This window comes from Agromyces badenianii, from assembly GCF_003070885.1.
GTDB classification, from domain to species: Bacteria; Actinomycetota; Actinomycetes; order Actinomycetales; family Microbacteriaceae; genus Agromyces; species Agromyces badenianii.
Genome location: NZ_CP028913.1, coordinates 2,851,736 through 2,875,315, shown reverse-complemented (window position 1 = coordinate 2,875,315; position 23,580 = coordinate 2,851,736). Strand labels below are relative to the sequence as shown.

At 70.5% G+C, this 23,580-nt stretch carries 18 protein-coding genes; 9 read left to right on the top strand and 9 right to left on the bottom strand.

The genetic code is table 11. From position 1 onward, the window contains the following. Positions 1-2: 2 nt before the first annotated feature. Both DCE93_RS13525 and DCE93_RS13520 read left to right on the top strand, forming a co-directional pair. Positions 3-1,034 (top strand): ribokinase, encoded by a 1,032-nt coding sequence (locus DCE93_RS13525; protein ID WP_108596333.1) that lies wholly within the window; start codon positions 3-5, stop codon positions 1,032-1,034. Positions 1,035-1,041: 7 nt separating this feature from the next. Continuing rightward, positions 1,042-1,974 (top strand): nucleoside hydrolase, encoded by a 933-nt coding sequence (locus DCE93_RS13520; protein ID WP_108596332.1) that lies wholly within the window; start codon positions 1,042-1,044, stop codon positions 1,972-1,974. A 33-nt stretch (positions 1,975-2,007) separates the two neighbouring features. Here the strand turns inward: DCE93_RS13520 and DCE93_RS13515 are convergent, their stop codons facing one another. From DCE93_RS13515 to DCE93_RS13505, 3 genes are all read right to left on the bottom strand, one after another. Next, positions 2,008-2,805, bottom strand: coding sequence for an HAD-IIA family hydrolase (locus tag DCE93_RS13515; protein WP_108596331.1), 798 nt, complete (start codon positions 2,803-2,805; stop codon positions 2,008-2,010). 105 nt (positions 2,806-2,910) lie between these two features. Further along, positions 2,911-3,576 (bottom strand): metal-dependent transcriptional regulator, encoded by a 666-nt coding sequence (locus DCE93_RS13510; RefSeq protein WP_108596330.1) that lies wholly within the window; start codon positions 3,574-3,576, stop codon positions 2,911-2,913. Between the two features lie 53 nt (positions 3,577-3,629). Beyond that, entirely contained in the window at positions 3,630-5,024 is a 1,395-nt protein-coding gene (locus tag DCE93_RS13505) for an Nramp family divalent metal transporter (protein ID WP_108596329.1), read from the bottom strand. 75 nt (positions 5,025-5,099) lie between these two features. On the opposite strand from DCE93_RS13505, the gene DCE93_RS13500 reads away from it, so the two are divergent. The 3 genes from DCE93_RS13500 to DCE93_RS13490 all read left to right on the top strand — a co-directional run bounded on the left by DCE93_RS13500 (position 5,100) and on the right by DCE93_RS13490 (position 7,303). Continuing rightward, the gene (locus DCE93_RS13500) at positions 5,100-5,765 is read left to right on the top strand and encodes a TrmH family RNA methyltransferase (RefSeq protein WP_108596328.1); all 666 of its coding nucleotides are present in this window, start codon (positions 5,100-5,102) and stop codon (positions 5,763-5,765) included. Between the two features lie 50 nt (positions 5,766-5,815). Next, positions 5,816-6,832, top strand: a complete 1,017-nt coding sequence (locus DCE93_RS13495) for a magnesium and cobalt transport protein CorA (RefSeq protein ID WP_108596327.1) — start codon at positions 5,816-5,818, stop codon at positions 6,830-6,832. Positions 6,833-6,934: 102 nt separating this feature from the next. Continuing rightward, entirely contained in the window at positions 6,935-7,303 is a 369-nt protein-coding gene (locus tag DCE93_RS13490) for a nuclear transport factor 2 family protein (protein WP_108596326.1), read from the top strand. 34 nt (positions 7,304-7,337) lie between these two features. Here the strand turns inward: DCE93_RS13490 and argG are convergent, their stop codons facing one another. Next, positions 7,338-8,765: an argininosuccinate synthase gene (argG, locus tag DCE93_RS13485; protein WP_108596325.1), complete on the bottom strand. Its 1,428-nt coding sequence runs from the start codon at positions 8,763-8,765 to the stop codon at positions 7,338-7,340. A 133-nt stretch (positions 8,766-8,898) separates the two neighbouring features. On the opposite strand from argG, the gene DCE93_RS13480 reads away from it, so the two are divergent. The 3 genes from DCE93_RS13480 (at position 8,899) to DCE93_RS13470 (ending at position 18,560) form a co-directional block, all read left to right on the top strand. Further along, a complete protein-coding gene (locus DCE93_RS13480) occupies positions 8,899-9,447 on the top strand; it encodes a DUF3151 family protein (RefSeq protein ID WP_165906052.1) in 549 nt (182 codons plus the stop codon). A 1-nt stretch (position 9,448) separates the two neighbouring features. Continuing rightward, positions 9,449-10,735, top strand: a complete 1,287-nt coding sequence (locus DCE93_RS13475; protein ID WP_108596324.1) for an adenylosuccinate synthase — start codon at positions 9,449-9,451, stop codon at positions 10,733-10,735. Positions 10,736-10,862: 127 nt separating this feature from the next. Beyond that, positions 10,863-18,560: a DUF5979 domain-containing protein gene (locus DCE93_RS13470; protein ID WP_108596323.1), complete on the top strand. Its 7,698-nt coding sequence runs from the start codon at positions 10,863-10,865 to the stop codon at positions 18,558-18,560. Positions 18,561-18,629: 69 nt separating this feature from the next. Here DCE93_RS13470 and DCE93_RS13465 read toward each other — a convergent pair whose 3' ends face one another. Continuing rightward, complete coding sequence (locus DCE93_RS13465; protein WP_108596322.1) at positions 18,630-18,854, bottom strand: Rv0909 family putative TA system antitoxin; 225 nt, start codon at positions 18,852-18,854, stop codon at positions 18,630-18,632. A 129-nt stretch (positions 18,855-18,983) separates the two neighbouring features. On the opposite strand from DCE93_RS13465, the gene DCE93_RS13460 reads away from it, so the two are divergent. Next, positions 18,984-19,643, top strand: coding sequence for a GNAT family N-acetyltransferase (locus tag DCE93_RS13460; protein WP_168186235.1), 660 nt, complete (start codon positions 18,984-18,986; stop codon positions 19,641-19,643). Here the strand turns inward: DCE93_RS13460 and DCE93_RS13455 are convergent. Genes DCE93_RS13455 through DCE93_RS13440 form a run of 4 tightly spaced genes read right to left on the bottom strand, consistent with a single transcriptional unit; the run spans position 19,640 to position 23,496 of the window. After that, positions 19,640-21,136 (bottom strand): sodium/solute symporter, encoded by a 1,497-nt coding sequence (locus DCE93_RS13455; RefSeq protein ID WP_108596320.1) that lies wholly within the window; start codon positions 21,134-21,136, stop codon positions 19,640-19,642. The two genes, DCE93_RS13460 and DCE93_RS13455, sit on opposite strands and share 4 nt — an antisense overlap. After that, positions 21,133-21,540, bottom strand: a complete 408-nt coding sequence (locus tag DCE93_RS13450) for a DUF485 domain-containing protein (RefSeq protein WP_244284180.1) — start codon at positions 21,538-21,540, stop codon at positions 21,133-21,135. The genes DCE93_RS13455 and DCE93_RS13450 overlap by 4 nt, the downstream gene beginning before the upstream one ends. A gap of 1 nt (position 21,541) precedes the next feature. After that, positions 21,542-22,288, bottom strand: a complete 747-nt coding sequence (locus tag DCE93_RS13445; RefSeq protein ID WP_108596319.1) for a LytR/AlgR family response regulator transcription factor — start codon at positions 22,286-22,288, stop codon at positions 21,542-21,544. After that, positions 22,285-23,496: a sensor histidine kinase gene (locus tag DCE93_RS13440; protein ID WP_108596318.1), complete on the bottom strand. Its 1,212-nt coding sequence runs from the start codon at positions 23,494-23,496 to the stop codon at positions 22,285-22,287. The genes DCE93_RS13445 and DCE93_RS13440 overlap by 4 nt, the downstream gene beginning before the upstream one ends. Positions 23,497-23,580 lie beyond the last annotated feature (84 nt).

Here is a 23,580-nt window from a genome sequence, read left to right as displayed (position 1 = left end):
GCATGGGTGCGGTTGCAGCGCGCCGGAATGGCGCGGGCGCTGTCGTCGTCTTCGGCTCGCTGAACGTCGATTCCACGAGCTACGTCGACGCGTTCCCCGCACCGGGCGAGACGATCCTCGCGCATGATTTCCGTGTCGCGCTCGGCGGCAAGGGCGCGAACCAGGCCGTCGCAGCGCACGTCGCGGGGCTGCCGGTCGAGTTCGTCGCCTGCGTCGGCGACGACGCGAGCGGAGCGTTCGCGCGCGAGACCCTCGAACGCCTCGGAGTGCCGATGACGGCGGTCCGGCTGGTTCCGGATGCCCCGACCGGCGTCGCCCAGATCACCGTCGCCGACTCGGGCGAGAACACCGTGATCGTCACCGGCGGCGCGAACCTCGCCCTGACGCCAGAGATGGTGGAGGCAGAGCGCGAGCGCGTCGCCGCTGCGGCCCTCGTGCTCACCCAGGGCGAGCTGCCGGTGCCGACCATCGAGCGAGTCGCCGTCATCGCGGCCGAGTTCGGCGCCCGGTTCGTGCTGAATCTCGCGCCGCCCGCGCCCGTCTCGGCCGAGACGCTCCGCGTCGCCGATCCGCTCGTGCTGAACGAACACGAGGCGCGAGCGGTCGGCATCGGCACGGATGCCCCGAGCGACGCCACCCTCGACGAGTGGCGCGCGCTCGCGGCATCCGCCGCCGGGGTGGTGGCTCGCTCGATCGTCGTGACGCTCGGCGGCGCCGGTGCCGTCGCAGCTGACGCCGCCGGTTCGTGGGCCGCGCCGGCGCCCCGCGTTACCGCGGTCGACACGACCGGCGCCGGCGACGGGTTCACCGGCACCCTCGCCGCGTTCCTCGCCGAGGGGCGCTCGTTGCCCGAGGCGCTCCGCATCGCGGTCGCGGCGGGCGCACTCGCCGTGCAGGCACGCGGCACGGTCGACTCCTATGCGCCGCGAGACACCGTGCTCGCTGCGTCGTCGGCATCGGATGCGGCGGCGTCGCCGCTCTCCGCCGACACCGACCTCTCCGCCGAGCCGGCCTCCACGCAGACGAAGGAATGACCGCCGAATGACCATCCCCGTGATCATCGACTGCGACCCCGGTCACGACGACGTCTTCGCGTTGTGGCTCGCCGCGGGACATCCGGCGCTCGAACTCGTCGCCGTCACGACCGTGGGCGGAAACGCGCCGCTCGACCACACGACCCGGAACGCCCGCATCGCCCTCTCCGTCGCGGGCGTCACCGAGGTGCCGGTCGCGGCCGGAGCAGTCGGCCCGCTCGTTCGCACGCTGCAGACGGCCGAGTGGATCCACGGTGAGAACGGGCTCGGCGGCCCGGAGCTTCCCGAGCCGGCGGTGCCGCTCGACCCGCGCACCGCGACCGAGCTCATGGTCGACACGCTCGCCCGGTCGAGCGAACCCGTCGCGATCATCGCGACCGGGCCGATCACGAACGTCGCGATCCTGCTGCGCGATCACCCGGAACTCGCCGGGCGCATCCGCGAGATCGTCTGGATGGGCGGCTCGACCGAACGCGGCAATGTCACCCCCTACGCCGAGTTCAACGCCTGGGTCGACCCCGAGGCGCTCGACCTCGTCGTGCGCAGCGGCGTGCGCTTCACGATGGTCGGCCTGAATGTGACCCACCTCGCGCTCGTCACCGCCGCCGTACGCGGGCAGATCACCGCGATCGGCACCCGCACCGCGGCCTTCGGCGCCGAACTGCTCGACTTCTTCTGCCGCACGAACGACGAGGTGTTCGGCATGCCCGACGGGCCGCTGCACGACCCCGTCGCCGTCGCCGTGCTCACCGACCCCGGATGCGTCGGGCTGCGGCACACTCGGCTCGACGTCGAAGTGGCCGGCGTCGAGACGGCGGGTGCGACGAGCGTCGACCTCGACGGCATGCTCGGCCAGGAGCCGAACGCCTGGGTCGCGACCGAGCTCGACGTCGACCGGTTCTGGGCGGGCGTCGCGGCATCCGTCGCCCGGCTCGCCTGACTCAGGGCTTCTGAGGGCCGTTTCGGGCCGAGCCTACAGCTCGGTCTCGGCCGGTGCCTCGTGCACGAGTTCGGCCACGCCCGAGAGGATCTCATCGGGGCGGAACGGGTACTTCTCGATCTCGGCCTGATCGCTGATGCCGGTCATCACGAGGATCGTGTGCAGGCCCGCCTCGATGCCCGCGACGATGTCGGTGTCCATGCGGTCGCCGATCATGGCCGTGTTCTCGGAGTGCGCGCCGATCTTGTTGAGTGCCGAGCGGAACATCATCGGGTTCGGCTTGCCCACGACGTAGGGCTCTTTGCCCGTGGCCTTCGTGATGAGCGCCGCGATCGCACCGGTCGCGGGCAGCGGCCCGTCGGCGCTGGGGCCGGTCGCGTCGGGGTTCGTCACGATGAACCGCGCGCCGTTGCCGATCAGGCGGATCGCCTTCGTGATCGCCTCGAACGAGTAGTTGCGGGTCTCGCCCACCACGACGAAGTCGGGCGCGGTCTCGGTCATCACGAACCCCGCCTCGTGCAGTGCGGTGAGGATGCCCGCCTCGCCGATCACGAACGCCGAGCCGCCCGGCAGCTGCTGCCGCAGGAAGTCGGCCGTGGCGAGCGCGCTCGTCCAGAGTCGCTCCTCTGGCACGTTGAGGCCGCTCGCGCGGAGCCGCGCCGACAGGTCCCTGGCCGTGAAGATCGAGTTGTTGGTGAGCACGAGGTACGGGGTTCCCGCGTCCTCCCACTGCTGGAGCAGCGCGGTGGCGCCGGGCAGGGCGTGGTTCTCGTGCACGAGCACGCCGTCCATGTCGGTCAGCCAGCACTCGACTTCTTCACGTCGTGACATGTCATCAGCCTAGGGTGCGCGTGTCACCGGTCGATGTCGGGCGGATGTCTCGTGGCGGCGTCGAGCCGACGCCGGGGCCCGTTCCTCCGTGTCCTGGGTGCGGCGCTAGACGGTGACCCAGATGGATGCCGCGGTCTCGCGGGGGAGCGTGAGGTCGACCGGCGACCCGCCGACGGCGGCGGTGACGGCGAAGCGGTCGGCCGCGGCATCCGTCACCTCGAGCTCGGTGCCCGGGCGCACGCCCGACTCGTCGAGTTCGCGCAGCACCGAAGGGTCGCGGTCGCTGATGCGCAGCACCGTGCCGCGGTGACCTGCCGGCGCCTCGGCGAGGAGGAGCGCCGGTTCGCGCTCGAGCGTGCCGTCGGCTTTGGGGATCGGGTCGCCGTGCGGGTCGTTGCGCGGCCGGCCGAGGCGCACGTCGATCGCTTCGAGCAGCCGGTCGGAGAGCGCATGCTCGAGGATCTCGGCCTCGTCGTGCACCTCGTCCCACGAGTAGCCCATCTCCTCCACGAGCCAGGTCTCGATGAGCCGGTGCCGGCGCACCACCGCGAGGGCCTGCGCGAGCCCCGTGTCGGTGAGCCGCACCGCACCGTACGGCACGTGCGAGACGAGGCCCGCGGAGGCCATCTTCTTCACCATCTCGGTGACCGATGACGGCGCCACACCGAGCCGGCCCGCCAGCACCGACGGTGTGATGGCGTCGGGTTGCCACTCGGTGTAGGCGTACACCGTCTTCAGGTAGTCCTCGATCGCGGGGCTCGTTGCAGGCATCGGCCTCAGGATAGCGGGCCGGGCCGGGCCGGGCCGGGCTCAGGGTCGTGAGATCAGGCGCCCGTGAACACGAGCCAGAGCAGCACGCCGTTGAGCACGATCAGGAAGACGGATGCCCCGACTCCCGCCGCGGTCGTCGCCCAGTGGTTGCGCCACTGGCCGAGCACCCCCACCTTCGCGGTCAGCACGACGAGCGGCACGAGCGCGAACGGGATGCCGAACGACAGCACGACCTGGCTCAGCACGAGCGAGAGCGTCGGGTCGAATCCGAGCCAGAGGATCGCGAGCGCCGGGATCAAGGTCACGAGCCGGCGGAGGATCAGCGGAACCCGCACGTGCAGCAGTCCGTGCATGATCTCGGCACCCGCGTAGGCGCCGACCGAGGTCGAGGCGAGCCCCGAGGCGAGCAGGCCGACCGCGAAGAGGGTCGCGACGACGGGACCGAGCGCGACCCCGAGCGCGGCGTAGGCGCCCTCGAGGCTGTCAGTGCCCTCGACGCCCGCGAGGTTCACGGCGGCGAGCAGCAGGATGCAGAGGTTCACCGTGCCGGCGATCGCCATCGCGATCGACACGTCCCAGCGGGTGGCGCGCACGAGCACCCCGGTCGGCACCTCGGTCGAGGTGCCGGGAGCGGGCGCCGGCTCATCGGCGGGCCGGCTGATGCCGAAGCCGTGCCACGCGATGCGACGGGTCGGGTCGCCCGAGTCGCGGCGGGCGCCCGGCCCTCCGCGCCGGGTCGCGAAACGGTCGCGAGTGAGGGCGGAGTGCGCGTAGATCGCGTGCGGCATGATCGTCGCGCCGAGGATCGAAGCGGCGAGAAGCACCGAGTTCGTGTCCGCGAAGCGCGGCACGAGGCCGGCGAGCAGGCCCCCCGGGTCGGGCGGTGCGATGAAGACCCCGACGGTGAAGCCGATCGCGATGATCGCGAGCAGCCCCATGATGACGAACTCGAAGGTGCGCGGGCCCCGCCGCGACTGCAGCACGAGCAGCGCGATGGAGACGGTGCCGGTGATGAGCCCGCCCCAGAGCAGCGGAACGCCGAAGAGCAGGTTGAGGGCGACGGCGCCGCCGATGACCTCGGCGAGGTCGGTCGCCATGGCGACGAGTTCGGCCTGCAGCCAGTAGGCGCGGCGGCCCCAGCGGTTCGTGATGCGGGCGCCGAGCACTTCGGGGAGGCTGCGCCCCGTGACGATGCCGAGCTTCGCCGAGAGGTACTGGATGAGCCAGGCCATGACGTTGCCGAGCACGACGACCCACACGAGCAGGTAGCCGTACTGCGCGCCGGCCGTCATGTTGCTCGCGACATTGCCGGGGTCGAGGTAGGCGACGCCGGCCACGAGCGCCGGGCCGATCAGCCATGCGACGCGGGGCACGGATGCTGCGCGCTCGCGGCGCCCGGAGGCGCCGGCGCCGGCGGTGTGCAGCTCATCGTCGAGAGTTTTCGGCATACCGAAAACATAGCAAGATTTCGGTATGCCGAAAAGCGGGTTCGGAACCGTTCGTCACACGGCGCCGGCGTGGGAATGGGTACCGTTGCAGACGTGCACGAAGCGAACCCAGCGAACGACGCCGAGCCTGCGCTGACCCACGGCGTCGGCCCGTGGCCCGGCGGCGAGTCGGACTGGCCGAGCGACGAGCACTTCGACCCCGAACTGCTCGAGCGCGGAGACACCCGCAACGTCATCGACCGCTACCGCTACTGGCGCATGGACGCGATCGTCGCCGACCTCGACACCCACCGGCATCCGTTCCACGTCGCCATCGAGAACTGGCAGCACGACATGAACATCGGCTCGATCGTGCGCAGCGCCAACGCCTTCGCCGCCGACACCGTGCACATCATCGGCCGTCGCCGCTGGAACAAGCGGGGAGCGATGGTGACCGACCGGTACCAGCACGTCGAATACCACCCGGATGTCGCGGCGTTCGCCGAGTGGGCGCGCGAGGCATCCGTGCCCATCATCGCCGTCGACAACGTCGAGGGGTCCGTGCCGATCGAGGCGTTCGCGTGGCCCGAGCGCTGCGTGCTGCTCTTCGGCCAGGAAGGGCCGGGCCTGTCGGCCGAGGCGACGGCGGTGGCCGACGCGATCGTCGAGATCACGCAGTACGGCTCGACCCGGTCGCTCAACGCGAGCGCTGCAGCGGCGATCGCGATGCACTCCTGGGTGCTCACGCACGCCGTGCCGTAGCCGGGTCGTCGCTCCTCGACCGGCGGGCGACCCGTGCGAGACTTGCCTCGATGACTGTCATCGACAACGCGATCTACCGCGACGGCGCGCGCGTCGCCTCCCCGACGAGCCTTCACGAGTCGTTCGAGCTGCGCGCCGAGCACGGGGGCTTCGCGTGGATCGGCCTGTACCGCCCCACGCCCGAAGAGCTCGCGGCCGTCGCGGCCGAATTCGGCCTGCATCCGCTCGCCGTCGAAGACGCCCGCAAGGGTCACCAGCGCGCGAAGCTCGAGCGATACGGCGACGCGCTCTTCGTGGTGCTCCGCCCGGCCCGCTACCTCGACGCCGAAGAGGAGGTCGAGTTCGGCGAGCTGCACGTCTTCGTCGGCGCCGACTACGCGATCACCGTTCGCCGCGCCGAGTCGCCCGACCTCGCGAAGGTGCGCGACCGGCTCGAGCACTCGCCCGAGCTCCTCGCGAAGGGCCCCGAGGCGGTGCTCTACGCGATCCTCGACGAGGTCGTCGACGGCTACGCCCCCGTGCTCGCCGGCCTCGAGAACGACATCGACGAGATCGAGGAGCAGCTCTTCGACGGCGACCCGATGGTCACCCGCCGCATCTACGATCTCGCGAGCGAGGTCATGGAGTTCCAGCGGGCGACCCGTCCGCTCGTCGACATGTTCCAGGCCCTCGAGCGGGGATTCGAGAAGTACGGCGTCGACCTCGAGCTGCAGCGCTACCTTCGCGACGTGCTCGACCATGTCTTCCGCGCCGTCGAGCGCGGCGAGTCGTTCCGTCAGCTGCTGCAGAACGCCCTCACGGTGCACGCGACCCTCGTCGGCCAGCGCCAGAACGAGGAGATGAAACGCCTCACCGAGACGAGCCTCGCCCAGAGCGAGCAGACGAAGAAGATCTCGAGCTGGGCGGCCATCCTCTTCGCTCCCACGCTCATCGGCACGGTCTACGGCATGAACTTCACGCACATGCCCGAGCTGCACTGGGCGTGGGGCTACCCGTTCGCCGTGCTGCTCATGGTGCTACTCGGCTTCGTGCTCTACGGGGTGTTCAAGAGCCGCAACTGGCTCTGAGCCCGCGGTCGGCCGACTCGGCCGAGAAGTGAAGTGCTGAGGAACAGCGCGTGATGCCGGTCAGCCCTTCCCGCGGCATCCGATGGCCGTTAGCGTTGGGGTATGACCGAGATCACCGACGATCTGCCCGCCCGCCTGATGCACGAAGAACACGCCGGATGGCGCTCGATCGTCGAAGGTCGAGGCGGTGAGCACTACCAGCGGGTGATGACGCGCGACGCGCTCATGATCATCGAGGGCGCGGTGCTCGGTCGTGACGACATCCTCGCCGCTTTCCGGGGCGTGGCGCCGTGGGAGGAGTACCACCTGCACGAGCCCGCCGTGATCCGGCTCGGCGACCGGGCGGGCATCCTCGTCTACCGGGCGGTCGCCCGCCGCGGCGACGACACCGTGAACCTGCGCATGTCGACGACGTATCTCATCGACGACGGTGCGTGGCGGGTCGCCGCGCACCAGCAGACCGCCGCCTGAGCAGACCGCTGCCTGATCGGCCGGCCGGCTCCGCTCAGTCGGTGCCGAGGTCGAAGGCCGCGGCCTCGATCGCTGCGTCGGTCGCCGCCTCGAGATCGGTCTCGACCACGCCCGCGGAGATCTCGGCCGCCTCACCCTGTGCGAGGTCGCCGACGAGCTTCGCCGTCTCGCCGCCGACGATGCCCTGCTTCGCGTACTGCTCGAGCCGGGCACGGGAGTCGGCGATGTCGAGGTTGCGCATGGTGAGCTGGCCGATGCGGTCGAGGGGGCCGAATGCCGCGTCGCCCACGCGCTCCATCGAGAGCTTGTCGGGGTGGTAGCTGAGGGCGGGGCCGCGCGTGTCGAGGATCGTGTAGTCGTCGCCCCGGCGAAGCCGCAGGGTCACCTCGCCCGTCACGGCCGAACCGACCCACCGCTGCAGGGACTCGCGCAGCATGAGCGACTGCGGGTCGAGCCAGCGGCCCTCGTACATGAGGCGGCCGAGGCGACGACCCTCTTGGTGGTAGCTCGCCACGGTGTCTTCGTTGTGGATCGCGTTGAGCAGGCGCTCGTAGGCGATGTGCAGCAGGGCCATGCCGGGGGCCTCGTAGATGCCGCGGCTCTTCGCCTCGATGATGCGGTTCTCGATCTGGTCGGAGACGCCGAGGCCGTGCCGGCCGCCGATCGCGTTGGCCTCGAGCACGAGCGCCACGGAGTCGGCGAACTCGGTGCCGTTGATCGTGACGGGGCGGCCCGCCTCGAAGCCGATGGTGACGACCTCGGGGGCGATCTCGACGTCGTCGCGCCATGAGGGAACGCCCATGATCGGCTCGACGATCTCGACCCCGGTGTCGAGGTGTTCGAGTGTCTTCGCCTCGTGCGTCGCGCCCCAGATGTTCGCGTCGGTGGAGTAGGCCTTCTCGGCCGAGGCTCGGTAGGGGAAGCCGCGGGCCACGAGCCACTCGCTCATCTCGGTGCGGCCGCCGAGCTCGGTGACGAACGCCTCGTCGAGCCACGGCTTGTAGATGCGCAGGCGGGGGTTGGCGAGCAGGCCGTAGCGGTAGAACCGCTCGATGTCGTTGCCCTTGTAGGTGGAACCGTCGCCCCAGATCTCGACGTCGTCGTCGCGCATCGCGCGCACCAGCAGCGTGCCCGTGACGGCGCGGCCGAGGGGCGTGGTGTTGAAGTAGGTCTTGCCGCCCGAGCGGATGTGGAACGCGCCCGTCGCGAGGGCCACGAGCCCTTCTTCGACGAGGGCCGAACGGCAGTCGACGAGCCGGGCGATCTCGGCGCCGTACTCGGTGGCGCGGCTGGGGACCGCTTCGACGTCGGGCTCGTCGGGCTGGCCCAGATCAGCCGTGTAGGTGCAGGGCACCGCGCCCTTCTCGCGCATCCACGCGACGGCGACGGAGGTGTCGAGCCCTCCGGAGAAGGCGATGCCGACGCGTTCGCCGACGGGGAGGCTGGTCAGGACTTTCGACATGCCCTCCAGCCTAGTTGGCGGCGCAGCGACATTGCGTTGGCGGGAGGGGCGCAGCGAGGGGCCGGATCAGCGCTCCGCGGCTCCGCCGCCGCCGCTTCCCGAGCCTCGAACCGGCCTCGCGGTAAGGTTGAGTGTGACTGCAGACCAATCAGCATCGGAGCCCGAGGCGTCACTCGCCGACGAACCCGAGGTGAGGCGGGCGCTCGCCGCGGGTGATCGCACGTCCGTCTCGACGGTCGTCGCGGGGCATCCGTCGTCGCCGCTCGCCTGGACCGAACTCGCCGACCTCGCCGATTCCGAGGGCCGGGCCATCGAGTCCTTCGCCTTCGCCTCCGTCGCAGCCGACTTCGCCCGCGAGCAGCTCACCGCCGCCGGCTGGCAGCCGGGCGATCTCGTTCCCTGGTCGGATGAACCCAATCGCGCCTACCTGCGCGCCCTCGACACCCAGCGCCGCGCCGCCCAGAGCCTCGGCCTCGGCGACCGCGCCGCGCGCCTGGCCGACGAGCTCGCCACCGCAGACGCCGGGGCGCCCGCCCGCATCGCCTCGGAGTTCACGCCGACCCAGCTGATCACGATCATCTCGACGTCCGAGACCTTCACGCCCGCAACATCCGTCGAAACACACACCGGTGACCCGCTCGCCGAACCCGCCGCGTCCGACGCGGCGGCAGGAGAGGACTGACATGCCCGCAGCCGTACTGATCGGTGCACAGTGGGGCGACGAGGGCAAGGGCAAGGCGACCGACCTGCTCGGCTCGCGCCTCGACTACGTCGTCAAGTTCAACGGCGGCAACAATGCCGGGCACACCGTCGTCATCGGTGACGAGAAGTACGCCCTGCACCTGCTGCCGTCGGGCATCCTCACGCCCGGCGTCACGCCGGTCATCGGCAACGGCGTCGTCGTCGACGTCGAAGTGCTCTTCGAAGAGCTCGAGGGCCTCGAGGCCCGCAGCGTGGATGTCTCGAAGCTGCGCATCTCGGCCAACGCGCACCTCATCACGCAATACCACCGCACCCTCGACAAGGTCACCGAGCGCTTCCTCGGCAAGCGCCAGATCGGCACGACCGGCCGCGGCATCGGCCCGGCCTACGCCGACAAGATCAACCGCGTCGGCATCCGCATGCAAGACCTGTTCGACGAGAACATCCTGCGGCAGAAGGTCGAGGGCGCCCTCGACCAGAAGAACCACCTGCTCGTGAAGGTCTACAACCGTCGGGCCATCGGCGTCGACGAGGTCGTCGACGAGCTGCTCGGCTACGTCGAGCGGCTGCGCCCGATGGTCACCGACACCTCGCTGCTGCTGCACCGCGCGCTCGATGCCGGCGAGACGGTGCTCTTCGAGGGCGGCCAGGCCACGATGCTCGACGTCGACCACGGCACCTACCCCTTCGTCACCTCGTCGAACGCGACGAGCGGCGGCGCCGTCACCGGTTCGGGCATCGCGCCGAACCGCATCGACCGGGTCATCGCCGTCGTGAAGGCGTACACGACCCGCGTGGGCGCCGGCCCCTTCCCGACCGAGCTCTTCGACGAGTGGGGCGACTTCCTCACCGAGCAGGGCCACGAGTTCGGCACCACGACCGGGCGTCGCCGTCGCACCGGGTGGTACGACGCGCCGATCGCGCGATACGCCTCGCGCATCAACGGCGTCACCGACTTCGTGCTCACGAAGCTCGACGTGCTCACCGGCATCGATCGCATCCCCGTGGCGGTCGCCTACGACGTCGACGGCCAGCGCTTCGACGAGGTGCCCGTCTCGCAGTCCGATTTCCACCACGCGAAGCCGATCTACGAGGAGTTCCCCGGCTGGACCGAGGACATCTCCGGTGCCCGCGAGTTCTCCGACCTTCCCGCGAACGCGCAGTCGTACGTGCGCGAGCTCGAGGCCATGAGCGGCTCCCGCATCTCGGCGATCGGCGTCGGCCCGGGCCGCGACGAGATCGTCACGCTGCACGACCTGCTCGGCTGAGGTCGCGACGGCGAGTCTTCCTTCTCGAGCGCGCCCTCGATAGGGTCGAAGCGGGTGCCCGATCCGAAGGGCGCCCGAGTTTGCCCATGGGGCGGTCGTAGGGGCGGCCGAGGGCGAGGGGGATTTCATGTCGGTCATTCGTCGTGCGCTCGCGGGGGCCATCGCAGTCGTCTTCGCCATCGGGCTCACCGCTCCCAACGCACTTCCGGCGGCGTACGCAGCGCCCGGCGACGCCGAATTCCTCCTCACCAAGACGGTCGACCCCGACACCTCCCCGTACGAGCCCGGTGAGCAGTTCAACTACACGATCGAGCTGATCTGCAACAGCAACCTCGTCGACACGTGCATCAACGCGGAACTCACCGATACCCTGCCGGCGCCGCTGATCTTCGACCCGGCGGTGTCGAACCCCGTGGTCGTGAGCGGTGGCGGCACGAGCACGGTCGCCGTCGACGGGGCCGACTTCACGGTCGACTTCACCAGGGCGGGCGCGGCCGGCACGGGGCAGCCGGCCGGGTCGAAGGCCTCGATCACGGTCTTCGTGCAGGTGCCCGCAGACGTCAGCGCCGACTACGACGGCACCGAGATCGTGAACACCGTGCATGCCACGGCCGACAACGCCGTGCCGACGGATGCCTCGGCGGCGATCTCCATCGAAGTGACCGAGGTGCTCGACTCGACCGTGCAGAAGTCGGTCGACGACCACCAGCCCGATGGCACCCCCGGCATCCCCGCTCTTGCCGGCCAACCCGTCGACTACACGATCGGCGGCGGCAACGCCTCGAACCGCTCCGTCGACCAGATCGTCGTGCAGGATCCCGCCGAGGGCGTCGCGAGTCCTTTCGACTCGTACTTCGACTTCACCGGCATCACCTCGATCACCCCGCCGGCCGGTGCCGACCAGGTCGAGATCGAGTGGCTCGACACCGACGGGGTCTGGAAGGTCGCGTACACGACCGGACCGATCCCGACCGACTTCACGGACATCCCCGACGTCGACCCGCTCTCCGACGTGAAAGGGCTGCGCTTCACGTTCAGCTCGACGACGGGCCCGCTGCCGCCGACGCCCGCAGACGAGCAGGCGGCGATCGGCATCGGCGCCGAGACGAACGACACGGTCGAGGGAATCCCGGCGGAGCAGTCGGTGACCGTGCCCAACACCGCGTCGTCGAACATCGTGGTGCACGGCGACTCGAGCACGCCGAAGACCGCGCCCGGCGACGTCGTCGTCTCGAACACCGGACCGGTCGTCGACACCGAGAAGTCGTTCGCCAACCCGAACCTCCTCGGGGGGCAACAGACGACGGCGACGATCACGTCGACCAACGGGTTCCGACCCGTCACCTCCATGGTCATCCAGGAGCCGACCCCCGGGTCGCCCGACCTCGGTGAGCAGGGCCTCGACTTCGACGGGTTCACGAGCGGCGTGGTGTGGCCGCCGAATTCCACCGGTGCGACGGTCACCTACGTCTACGACGACGGGTCGGAGGAGACGCTCGCGGCGGACGCCCCGAACACGCTGCCCGACCCGACGAGGGCGGGCGTCGTCGGGTTCACGGTGGCGTTCACCGGACCGATCATCCAGAACGCCGCCGCCACGCTGCCGTTCACCGTGACCGCCCAGGCCGTCGGCACCGAAGACGTCGTGAGCACGAACGAGACCACGTCGACCGTGACCGACGCGGTCGGAAAGCAGGGCGCCGACGAGGACTCCGCTGACATCACGCGGCAGCCCGGTCGGGTCTCGACCACGATCGAGAAGAACATCGCCCGCGACGAGATCTGGGCGGTGCCGGGCGCGACCACCGACGTGAGCTTCCACGCGACCGTGAACAACGAGCAGCCGAACCCCTCGACGATCGGGTCCGAGCGCCTGATCGTGAGCGATCCGCCCGACCCGCAGCCGGGCGACCCGGTCACGCCGTTCTGGAACGCCTTCGACGCCGATCAGATCGTCGCCGGGGTGGCGGCCAACACCGATCTGCAGGTGCAGTACTGGGATGGGACCGCGTGGGTGAACCTGCCCGGTGGGCAGCTCGACGGCGAGGGCACACTCGTCGTCGCGATCCCGTCCGGTCTGAAGGATGAGATCGAGGGAATCCGCTTCGTCTACACCCCGAAGCCGGGCGAGTTGCTGCCGCCCGGCTTCCAGGTCACGCCGACGGTCACAGTCGAGACTCGCGACCGGTTCCGCGACGGTTCCGGATCGGTCGCCGACGCGGCCGAGGCCGCCGACCCGCTGACCGTCGCGAACACGGCGGGCTCCGAGGTCGCGAATCCGAACGACGCGAGCCCCGACGACAACACCGCGACCGATGGCGACCAGATCGACCTGAAGCCGTTCGATTCGGATGGCTCCGGCATCGACCTCCTCGCGAAGCGCTGGCTGGTCGACCCGATCGACCCGCTCTTCGCCTTCAGTGGCGACCAGCGCACCGCCCGCGTCTCGTGGTCGACCGACGGGCTGCCGTTCGACTCCGTCGCGATCACCGACGACCCGATGGCGGGCCCGGCATACGGCGACGCGGCGATCGCCCAGTCGGCGTTCGACGCGTGGAATCTCGTGGAGATCGCCGCGATCGACTCGACGCTCGACCCGATGATGCCGTACGACCGCATCGCGGCCGTCGAGCTCTTCAACGGCGCAACAGGCTCCTGGCAGAACGTCACGACGGCCGCGTGCGGCGACGGCACCGCGTGCGACGGGGCGTTCCCCGGCTACACGCTGTCGGCCGACGAGGTCGGAACCACCCGCGCTGTGCGCATCACCTACGAAGAGGGCTCGCATCGCGGCGGCGGAACAGGACCCGCGCCCGGTTCCGGTGTCGCCGCCTCCTACGACCACCAGCGCCTGCTCGACCTCGTCTTCCAGCTGCGCGACTTCACCCGGAGCGACGGCGGGCCGGTCACGGGGACTCTGCACAGCGAGGACTACAACTCGGGCCAGCCCGGCATCGTGAGCAACACCGCCGAACTGGTCGGCGAGGGGCCGGCGCCCGTCGACCGGGTCGACAGCGATCTCATCACGATCCTCGACTCGACGGTCAACGTCTCGGTCTCGAAGGCCTTCGACCAGGACTCGCTGCCGATCCCGCCCGCGACCACACCCTCATCGAGGTATCCGCTCGTCAACACCACGATCACCGCTCGCAACGAGACCGAGGCTGCGGTGGCGACCTTGCGGATCTCGGACCCGGCACCCGGATCGGCGACCGACGTGTACGAATACCTCAACCTGTATCGCATCGCCTCCATCTCGGTCCCCGACGGCGCGACGCAGTCGACGGTCACCCTCACCCGTGAGGGCGGCAGCGTCGACCCGCCGATCTCGATCGACGACGCCCTCGCGTTGGGGCACAGCCAGCTCTCCGATGTCATCGGCGTCGAGGTGCTGCACACCGACCCCGGTGGCGTCTCGATCCAGAGCACGGCGCAGAGCACGGTCGTGCTCACGTATCAGGCCCGCAAGACCCAGCGCAGCGCCCCCGCCGACCCGGTGACCACGGCAGATCTCGCGACCAACGTCGCCGGAGCGGAGGTCACCCGGCCGGGCGACAACCCCGCCATCGACGAGGCATCCGGCACCGCCACCGACACGCTCCCGTTCGTCGAGGCGACGTACGGCGTGGTCGCGCAGAAGGCCATCGACCCCGCCTCGCGCTACGAGAACGAGCCGCGCGACGGGTACACGGTGACACTCACCGGCCAGCCGACCGGTAACGTGCGCACGAGAGAGCTCGCGATCACCGACGCCGAGGCGACGTTCTGGAATGCCTTCGAGTTGGCCTCGTTCCCCACCGCGACATTGCCGCCGAACCTGCACCAGTTGCGGGTCTCTGCGCTCGTCGGCGTCGAGTGGGCGCTCGACGCGGGCACCGGCGAGCTCGGCTACACGTGCGACGGATCTGCCGACCTCACGGCCTGCTGGGTCGTCGACGACTGGCAGAACGCGGCATCCGATGGCGCCGTCGTGCCCGTGCTCCCCAACGGAGTCTCGAACGCCGACGTGCGGGGCCTGCGATTCGAGGTCCGCGTCGACGCCGACGGCTCGAACTGGGAGAACCCGATCAATCCGATCGTGCCGATCGCCTTCACCGCCGACCGGCTCGAGTTCCTGCACTTCGGTCCGACCGGCCAGGTCGACTCCGTGCCGGTGCCCTCGACCCAGCCCGGCCAGCCGACGGCGCCGGGCGAGACGGTGCCGGGCACGATGACCGACGTCGTCGAGGTGCACGGCACCGGATCATGGATCGACACTGGCGACACGGTCTGGGAGGCCGACGCCGGCGCGACCGCCACCACGCAGCTCCTGCACCTGCAGAACGCGATCAGGGTCGAGAAGGCGCCGGGCAACGGTTCGGATGGAGCGGCGTCGCAGCAGTTCCCGCCGATCGGCGCCATCCCGTACCGCATGACCGTCACGAACACCGGCGACTGGCCGATGACCGGCCTCGAGCTCACCGACCAGGTGGCGACCGACGCGGACGGTTCGCTGCTCGTGCCGCAGCCCGACGCCGACCCCGTCTTCGGGTTCACCCTGACCGCCGGTGACGGCACCGAGCTCGACGCGAGCGGATTCTCGGGCGCGCTCGACACGACGACTGGCGCCGTGACGATCACGGTGCCAGACGGGTTCGTCTTCGAACCGGGCGATGCCCTCGTGATCTCGGCCGCGCTGCAGTTCCGCCTGCGCCTCGCGCCAGGCACCCCCGTCGGCAACACGATCACGGCGACGAGCGACCGCACCTTCGACAGGTGCGAGTCGACCGCGTTCGCCCAGCCGGTGCCTGCGACCCAGGTGGTCGAGGCGTGCGCGGCGAACACGACGGTCAACCCCACCGCGGCAGCGCCCATCGCGTTGCAGAAGGCGGTGAGGGGCGTCGGAGCGGGAGTCCCGGGCGTCGATCCCGCCGACTCGAACTACAACGACCTCGGGGTGCTGAACACGACCGACCCGAGTTCGGGCGAGGCGTGCGCCGAGCCCAACGCGATGATCTCCGGCTACTACCTCGGCGGCTGCGTTCCGATCACCCGCCCCGGCGGTGTGCAACGATGGGCGATCGGCTTCACGAACCTCGGCAACGTTCCGGTCGATTCGATCGGCGGCATCGATGTGCTGCCCGGGGTCGGGGATACCGGGGTGACGGTCGGAACCAGCCGCGGCTCGGAGTGGTCGCCGACGTTCCTCGGCAACGTCACGGTCTTCGATCCGAGCGTGGTGTTCACGAGCTCCTACATGACCACGGTTCCGGCGCGCGAATGCAATGCGGCGGACATCGAGTTCAGCACGCGCACGACGCCGATGCCGACGAGCGACCCCTGCTACGCCGATGTGAGCGCGCGCGACTGGATCGAGTTCACGGACGCCACCCCGGCGGCAGAGCTCGCTCAGGCGAAGGCCCTCAAGGTCGTCGTGACCTGGGTCGACGGGATCGGCTTGACGCCGAGAGCATCGGGCGCACTCACCTTCGACACGCAGACACCGTTGTCGAACCCGGCAGCCGTCAACGGAGGCCTGCCGATCGCGTGGAACGCGGTCGCGGCGGGATCACGCAGCGTCTTCGACGGCGTCGAGATCTATCAGGGCCCGGTCGAGCCGGTGCGTTCGGGAGTCGCGGTGCCGACAGGCGAGATCGCGCTCGAGAAGCAGGTCGTCCTCCCCGACGGCTGGCCCGACGAATGGCAGCTGCCCGGCTCGTACGACTTCGACGTGCAGTGCACCTCGGGCGGCGAGGCCGTCGCGCTCGTCGACGGCGAGGGCGACCCCGCATCGCCGGTGACGGTGCCGGCGGACGGCACCCGGGTCGCCTTCGGCGCGGGCACGAGCCTGCCGATGTACTCCGACTGCACCGTGCAGGAGATCGCGGCGCAGGGTTCCACCGTCACGTACGATCCCGCGGGCGTCGGCGATCGCTCGGGAACGGTGACGGCGCGCCGGGACCTCACGGTCAGGCCCGACATCCATCACCCGGCACCCGACAGCGGCGAGGTCGAGCAGGTGACCGTCACGAACAGCTACGAACTCGGCGGATTCTCGGTGAGCAAGACCGTCGACAACGGCGGGGCCGAGAATCAGGACGGCGTGCCGATCGAGTACGAGACGAGCTACCGCTTCACCGCGAGCTGCGAATTCGAGGGCGCGACGGTGCTCGACGTCGAGTTCGAGCTGACAGGCGGCGCGGTGCGGCCGTTCACCGGCCTGCCCGCCGGTTCCGACTGCACGGTCGAGGAGACCGAGCAGCGCGGGGCCGGCACGACGATCGTCGTCACGCAGAACGGCGTCGACGATGATCGCGGCGACACCGCGAGCGCCGAGTTCACCGTGCTGCCCGACGACGAAGAGGACCAGTCCGTCACCCTCGTGGCCGTGACGAACCACTACACGGTCGGCTCGGTGGAGGTCGTGAAGTCCGTCACCGGCACCGGAGCAGATGCCTGGGGCGGCAGCTTCGGCGACTTCGAGGTGCGGCTCGTCTGCACTCTCACGGCCGCGAACCCCGACACGGTCTACGACGGCACGCACACCCTGACGAAGGATGCCCCCGGCGATGCGTGGCTCGTCGAGCACCTGCCGACCGGGGCCGAGTGCCGGGTCACCGAGACCGACGCGGGTGGCGCGACCGAGTCGACCGTGACGCCCGAGTCGATCGTCGTCGGAGATGCCTCCGCCGGCGAGCCCGTGCGGGTCGACATCGAGAACGAGTTCCGCACCGGGGCGCTCGATGTGCTGAAGCAGGTCGCGGGTCCGGGTGCTCCGGCCTTCTCCGAGGGGGAGTACGTGTTCGAGGTCGTCTGCACCTCCGGGGGCGAGACGGTGGTCGATCAGGAACTCGTCGTCGAGAGCGACGGCGGCGAGGGGCCGTTCCGCAGCGACACGATCACGGGCATCCCGGTGGGCGCCGAGTGCGTCGTCACCGAGACCGTTGCGGGCAACGCCGACGAACCGGCGCCGCCCGTGACCGTCACGATCCCCGATCAGACGGAGCAGGGCGTCGAGACGGTCGTCACGGCCGGCTTCGTCAACAAGTTCTCGCTCGGCACGGTCGAACTCGTGAAGCAGGTCGACGGCGAGGCGGCCGATGCCGAGTACGTCACCGGCGCGGTCTTCACGGTGCAGGTCACCTGCCAGGTCGAGGTCGACGGGCAACTCGTCACCCTCCACGACGGCGCGGTCGAGATCACGGCCGGCGAGACGGTCGAGATCGTCGACGCCGACGGCGACCCGGTTCTACTGCCGGGCGGCACGCACTGCTTCGGCGCCGAGACCGATGCGGGCGGCGCGTCTGCGTGGTCGGTCGACTTCGACTCCTACGACGACGCGGCGATCGTCGAGGCATCCGAGACGGCGCAGCGACTGACGATCACGGCGACGAACACCTTCGAGTTCGGCAGTCTCGAGCTCGAGAAGACGGTGAGCGGAGTCACGTCGCAGGCGACGGGCAAGACCTTCCGCATCGAGCTCACGTGCGTGCTCGACCGCGGTGCCAACGACCCGTACGTCGCGCTCGACGCCGAACCGATCGCGATCACCGCGGGTGAGACGAAGCGGATCGACGGGCTGCCCATCGGCACCGAGTGCTGGGCCGAGGAGGTCGACGCCGGCGGCGCGGCCGCGGTGACGGTGAGTGCGACCGAGGCCGCTCCGGTGGTCGTCGGCGGCGGCGCCCCCGTCACCATTACGGTCGACAACCGCTTCGACCTGCCGCTGCCCGCGACCGGCGTCGACGGGGGCGAGCTCGCCGCGCGACTGATCTCGGCCCTGCTCATGATCGGCGGCGGCTTCGCCGTCATCGCGATCGTGCGCCGGCGCCGCGGGCGAGCCTGACGCACGTCCGCCGCGACGGCGACAGAGGGGGCGGATGTCCGTGACATCCGCCCCCTCGAGCGGTGACCGCTACTTCTTGTCGGTGCCGATGGCTCCGTCGACGTTGCCGCGAACGTCGTCGATCTTGGCGTGGTGCTCTTCGGGAACGACCTTCTTCGCCGCCTCGGCGACGCCGTCCAGCACCTTGTCGCTGATGTCTTCGGCCTGCTCGCTGCCGAGCACTTCGGAGATCTTCTCCTTGTTCTCTTCGACGAAGTCCTGTGCCTTCTTCGTGATGTCGTCCAGAGCGCCCATGGCTCCCCACCTCTCGTTCGACGGAGTCCTGCTTTCGTCATGGTAGGGATGTCGCGGGGCGAGCGGAAGCCCCGGCGCGAGGCCACCACGGCCGGCCGCCTCGGCTCGCGGCCGTGCGAGACTCTTCGGGTGACCGCGACGCTCCCCGCCGCCGACCCGCTCATCGGCCGATTCATCCGCCTCGATCCGTTCGACGAGGCCGACACCGCCGAGCTGTACCGTGCGATCGCCCGGCCAGAGGTCTTCGCGGGCGGGTACGGCGGCGGTCCGGCGGGACTCCCGGCCGATCTCGCCGCGTTCGAGGCGTTCGCGCGGTCGTACTACGACGCCGGTGACTCGGCGATGCCGTGGACCGTGCGCCTCCGCGGCGGCGCCGACGACGGCCGGGTGGTGGGCGCCACGAAGCTCGCCGACTTCGACCTGCCGAACGAGTCGACGCACATCGGGTGGACGGCCTACGACCCCGGCGTGTGGGGCACGACGGTCAACCCCGAGACGAAGCTGCTGCTGCTCGATCTCGCGTTCCGAAACGGCTTCGGCCGAGTGAAGATCCAGGCCGACGCGAACAACGCTCGATCGCGCGCCGCGATCGAGCGGCTCGGCGCTCGGCTCGACGGCGTGCTGCGCCGCCACAAGCGCCGTGCCGACGGCAGTTGGCGCGACAGCGCCGTCTACTCGGTGATCATCGACGACTGGCCTGCGGTGCGGTCGGGGCTCGAGGCGCGGCTCGCGGCTTGGGGCGACCGACCGGTCGAGGCGCGACGCGGCGGCGCAGCCGACGGAACCTAGCGCCGGCCCGCGTCGGGCGTGGGGGATCGGCCGGCTTCGGGCACGTGCAGTCTCGCGAGGAACGCATCGGTGCCGCGCGGGATGCCGCGGCGGTCGGCGCGGGAGACCACCACGGTCACGATGAAGGCGACCGGCACCGTCCAGGCGGCCGGCTGCTCGACGAACGGCCGGATGGCGGGAACCGCCGCGGTGATTAGCGGGCCGCCGAGGATGGCGACGCCCGAGAGCACCGCGCCCGTGACCATGCCGGAGATCGCCCCGCGCGCGGTGAGTCCGCGCCACCAGATGCCGAGGATCAGGATCGGGCAGAGCGTCGACGCCGTGAACGCGAAGACCAGCCCCACGCTTCCGGCGAGCCCGGACGACTCGGTCGTGAGCGCGACGAGCAGCGGGACGAGCGACGAGACGATCGCCGCGATGCGGAATCCGCGCACGCTGCCGCCGAGCAAATCCTGACTGATCACACCGGCGAGCGAGACGACGAGTCCCGACGACGTCGAGAGGAAGGCGCCGAACGCGCCGGCGATGACGAACGCGGTGAGCACATCGCCGCCGAGACCCGGCACGAGACGCCCGGGCAGCAGCAGGATGAGGGCGTCGGCCTCGCCGGGGGCGGCCAGGTCGGGTGCGAACGCCCGGCCGAGGAGACCGAACACGGTGGGGAACAGGTAGAACACCGACAGCAGCCCGAGCACGATGACCGTCGTTCGGCGCGCGGCGACGCCGTCGGGGTTCGTGTAGAAGCGCACGAGCACGTGCGGGAGTCCGAGGGTGCCGAAGAGCAGCGCCACCATGAGCGAGACGGTGCGGTACGCGTCGAGGTTGCTGGGGCTCGCGGCCGGCGGGAAGGCCTCGGCCGGAGTGAGCTCCGGCGCCGGCTCGCCACCCCCGACGATGAGGAGCAGCGCCACGACCGGCACGGCGAGCGCGGTGAGCTTCAGCCAGAACTGGAACGCCTGCACGAAGGTGATCGACCGCATGCCGCCCGCCGCGACGATGACGCCGACGATCACGGCGACGGCGACCGAACCGACCCACGACGGCAGCCCGGTCGTGATGCGCACCGTGAGCGCGGCGCCCTGCAGCTGCGGCACGATGTAGAACCATCCGACGACGATGACGAGCGTCGACGTGACGCGCCTCGCCCAGGTCGACTCGAGTCGCGCCTCGGTGAAATCGGGGATCGTGTAGGCGCCCGAGCGGCGCAGCGGGGCGGCGACGAAGAGCAGGAGCATGAGGTATCCGGCGGTGTAGCCGATCGGGAACCACAGCCCGCCCGAGCCCTGCAGCAGGATGAGCCCCGCGATGCCGAGGAACGACGCGGCCGAGAGGTACTCGCCGCCGATGGCCGAGGCGTTCCACCACGGTCGCACCGTGCGCGAGGCGACGTAGAAGTCGCTCGTCGTGCGCGAGACGCGCAGCCCGTAGAACCCGATGAACGCCGAGGCGAGGGCGACGGCGGCGATCGCGGTGTAGCCGACGACGGGGTTCACTCGGCCTCCGTGAGCGAGCGGTAGCGTGCCTCGTTGCGCGAGGCCGCGCGCACGTAGAGGCCCGCGACGGTGATGGTGAGCGGATACACGCCCGCGCCGAGCAGCAGCCACGAGGCGGGCACCCCGTACACGAAGGTCGTGTCGAGCTGGGGCAGAAGGGTGATCGCGAGCACGAAGAACGCCGTCGCGATGCCGAACCCGACCGCGAAGACGATCGCGAGCCGGAGCTGCGAGCGGATCAGCGAGCGCGCGTACACTCCCGCGATGTCACTGGTCGGCGCTCCGGTGCCGTGCTGCGGCAACGGTCCGATGGATGCCCCGGCCGCGCCGGGCCGCGGAGCGGTGACCCGGATCCGGGGCGGCGGCCCCGCGGCATCCGCTCGCTCGCTCGACGACTCGCCCACGTTACGTCCTCGGCCGGATCATCGCCTGGTCGAGCCGGTCGCGCAGTGCCGGCAGCAGCCGCCGGCTGACCGGCAGCTCGGCCTGGCCCACCGTGACGCTCGGGTGGTCGGAACCCAGCCGGATGCGGCTGAGGTGCGCCAACGACACGAGGTACGAGCGGTGCACCCGCACGAATCCGGCATCGGCCCACTGCCGCTCGAGGTCGCTCATCGGCACCCGCACGAGATAGCTCGCCTCTTCGGTGTGCAGTCGCGCGTAGTCGCCCTGCGCCTGCACGTAGCGCACGTCGTCGCGGCGGATCATGCGGGTCGTGCCGCCGAGGGTGACGGCGATCATCTCGGGCTCTGCGGATGCCCCGGCGGCGGCCTGGTTCGTCGAGCCGGCCTTCAGCGCCTCGGCGATGCGACCGACCGAACGATGCAGCCGCTCGGTGCGCACGGGCTTCAGCAGGTAGTCGACCGCGGCGAGGTCGAACGCCTCGATCGCCCCCTCTTCGTCGGCGGTGACGAAGACGAGCACGGGTCGGTGCTCGAACCGGGCGAGGGCGCGGGCGAGGTCGAACCCCGTGAGTCCGGGCATGTGGATGTCGAGGAATGCGGCGTCGACCGGCTCCCGGGTGAGCAGGCGGATAGCCTCTGCGCCCGACAAGGCCTGGTGGATCATGCCGATCCGGGGATCCTGCCCGAGCAGGAAGGCCAGTTCGTCGATCGCAGGTTGCTCGTCATCGGCGATGAGCACGGAGATCATGGTTCCAGTCTCCCATCGGGACTCGCCCCTGCCGAGGGTCGTCTCGGACCGGATTTCGGCACCCGCATGCGCACGAGCGTGCCCGCGCCGATGTTGGTCTCGACGACGAGGCCGTGGTCGTCGCCGTACACCTGCCGGAGGCGGGCGTCGACGTTGCGCAGGCCCACGTGCTCGCCGCCCGCCTTGGCGCCGGCGAACACCGCCGCGAGGGCCTCGGGGTCGATGCCGACGCCGTCGTCTTCGACGGTGATCTCGGCGAACGAGCCGGAGTCGTCGGCGGTGATCGTGATGCGCCCGCCGCCCTCCTTCGACTCGAGTCCGTGCCGCACGGCGTTCTCGACGAGCGGCTGGATCGACAGGAACGGCACGACGGTCGAGAGCACCTCGGGGGCGATCTGCAGCGTCACCTTCAGGCGCTCGCCGAAGCGGGCGCGCTCGAGCCGCAGGTAGCTGTCGATCGAGCGCAGCTCCTCGGCGACCGTCGTGAAGTCGCCGTGCCGGCGGAACGAGTAGCGCGTGAAGTCGGCGAACTCGAGCACGAGTTCGCGGGCCTGCGCCGGGTCGGTGTTGATGAACGAGGCGATCGCGTTCAGCGAGTTGTAGATGAAGTGCGGGCTGATCTGCGCGCGCAGCGCCCGCACCTCGGCCTCGGCGAGGGCCGCGCGCGACGCGTCGAGCTCGCCGAGCTCGACCTGGGCCGCGACCCAGTCGGCGACCTCGCCGGTCGCCCGCACGAGGCCGGCGCGCACGGGAGAGGCGAAGGCGACGATCGCCCCGAGCGGCCCGGTGCTGCCGATGATCGGGGCGACGACGGCATCCGTCTCCCACGAGCCGATCGGGATGCGGCGCTGCACCTGCTGCCGGCCGCCGGCCAGGCCGGCGGCGGCGAGCCGCTCGGCCACGGGCCGCACCGCGTCGTCGCCGTCGATCGCGATCGTGCCGGTGCGATCGATGATGGCGAGGCTCTCGCAGCCGAGCAGCGCCCGCAGGTGCTTGCCGGCGCGGATGGCATTGAGCTCGTCGATGCCGCCGCGAAGGTGCTTGGCCGCGCGCGATGCGAGGTGCAGCGTCTGGTACGTCGCCTGCTCGGCATCGGTGCCGAGCTCTTTGGATGCCAGCACGATGCGCCGCAGGAACAGCACGAGTCCGACGGCGAGCGCGCCGCCGACGGCACCGACGGCGGCGGCGAGCAACATCGACTCGGGCATGCACGACAGCGTAATCGCTGTCGCCGCTCCTTTCGCTCGTCGTCGGACGCCCGCCGTTCGTCGCATCGTGGATGCCGTTCGGCG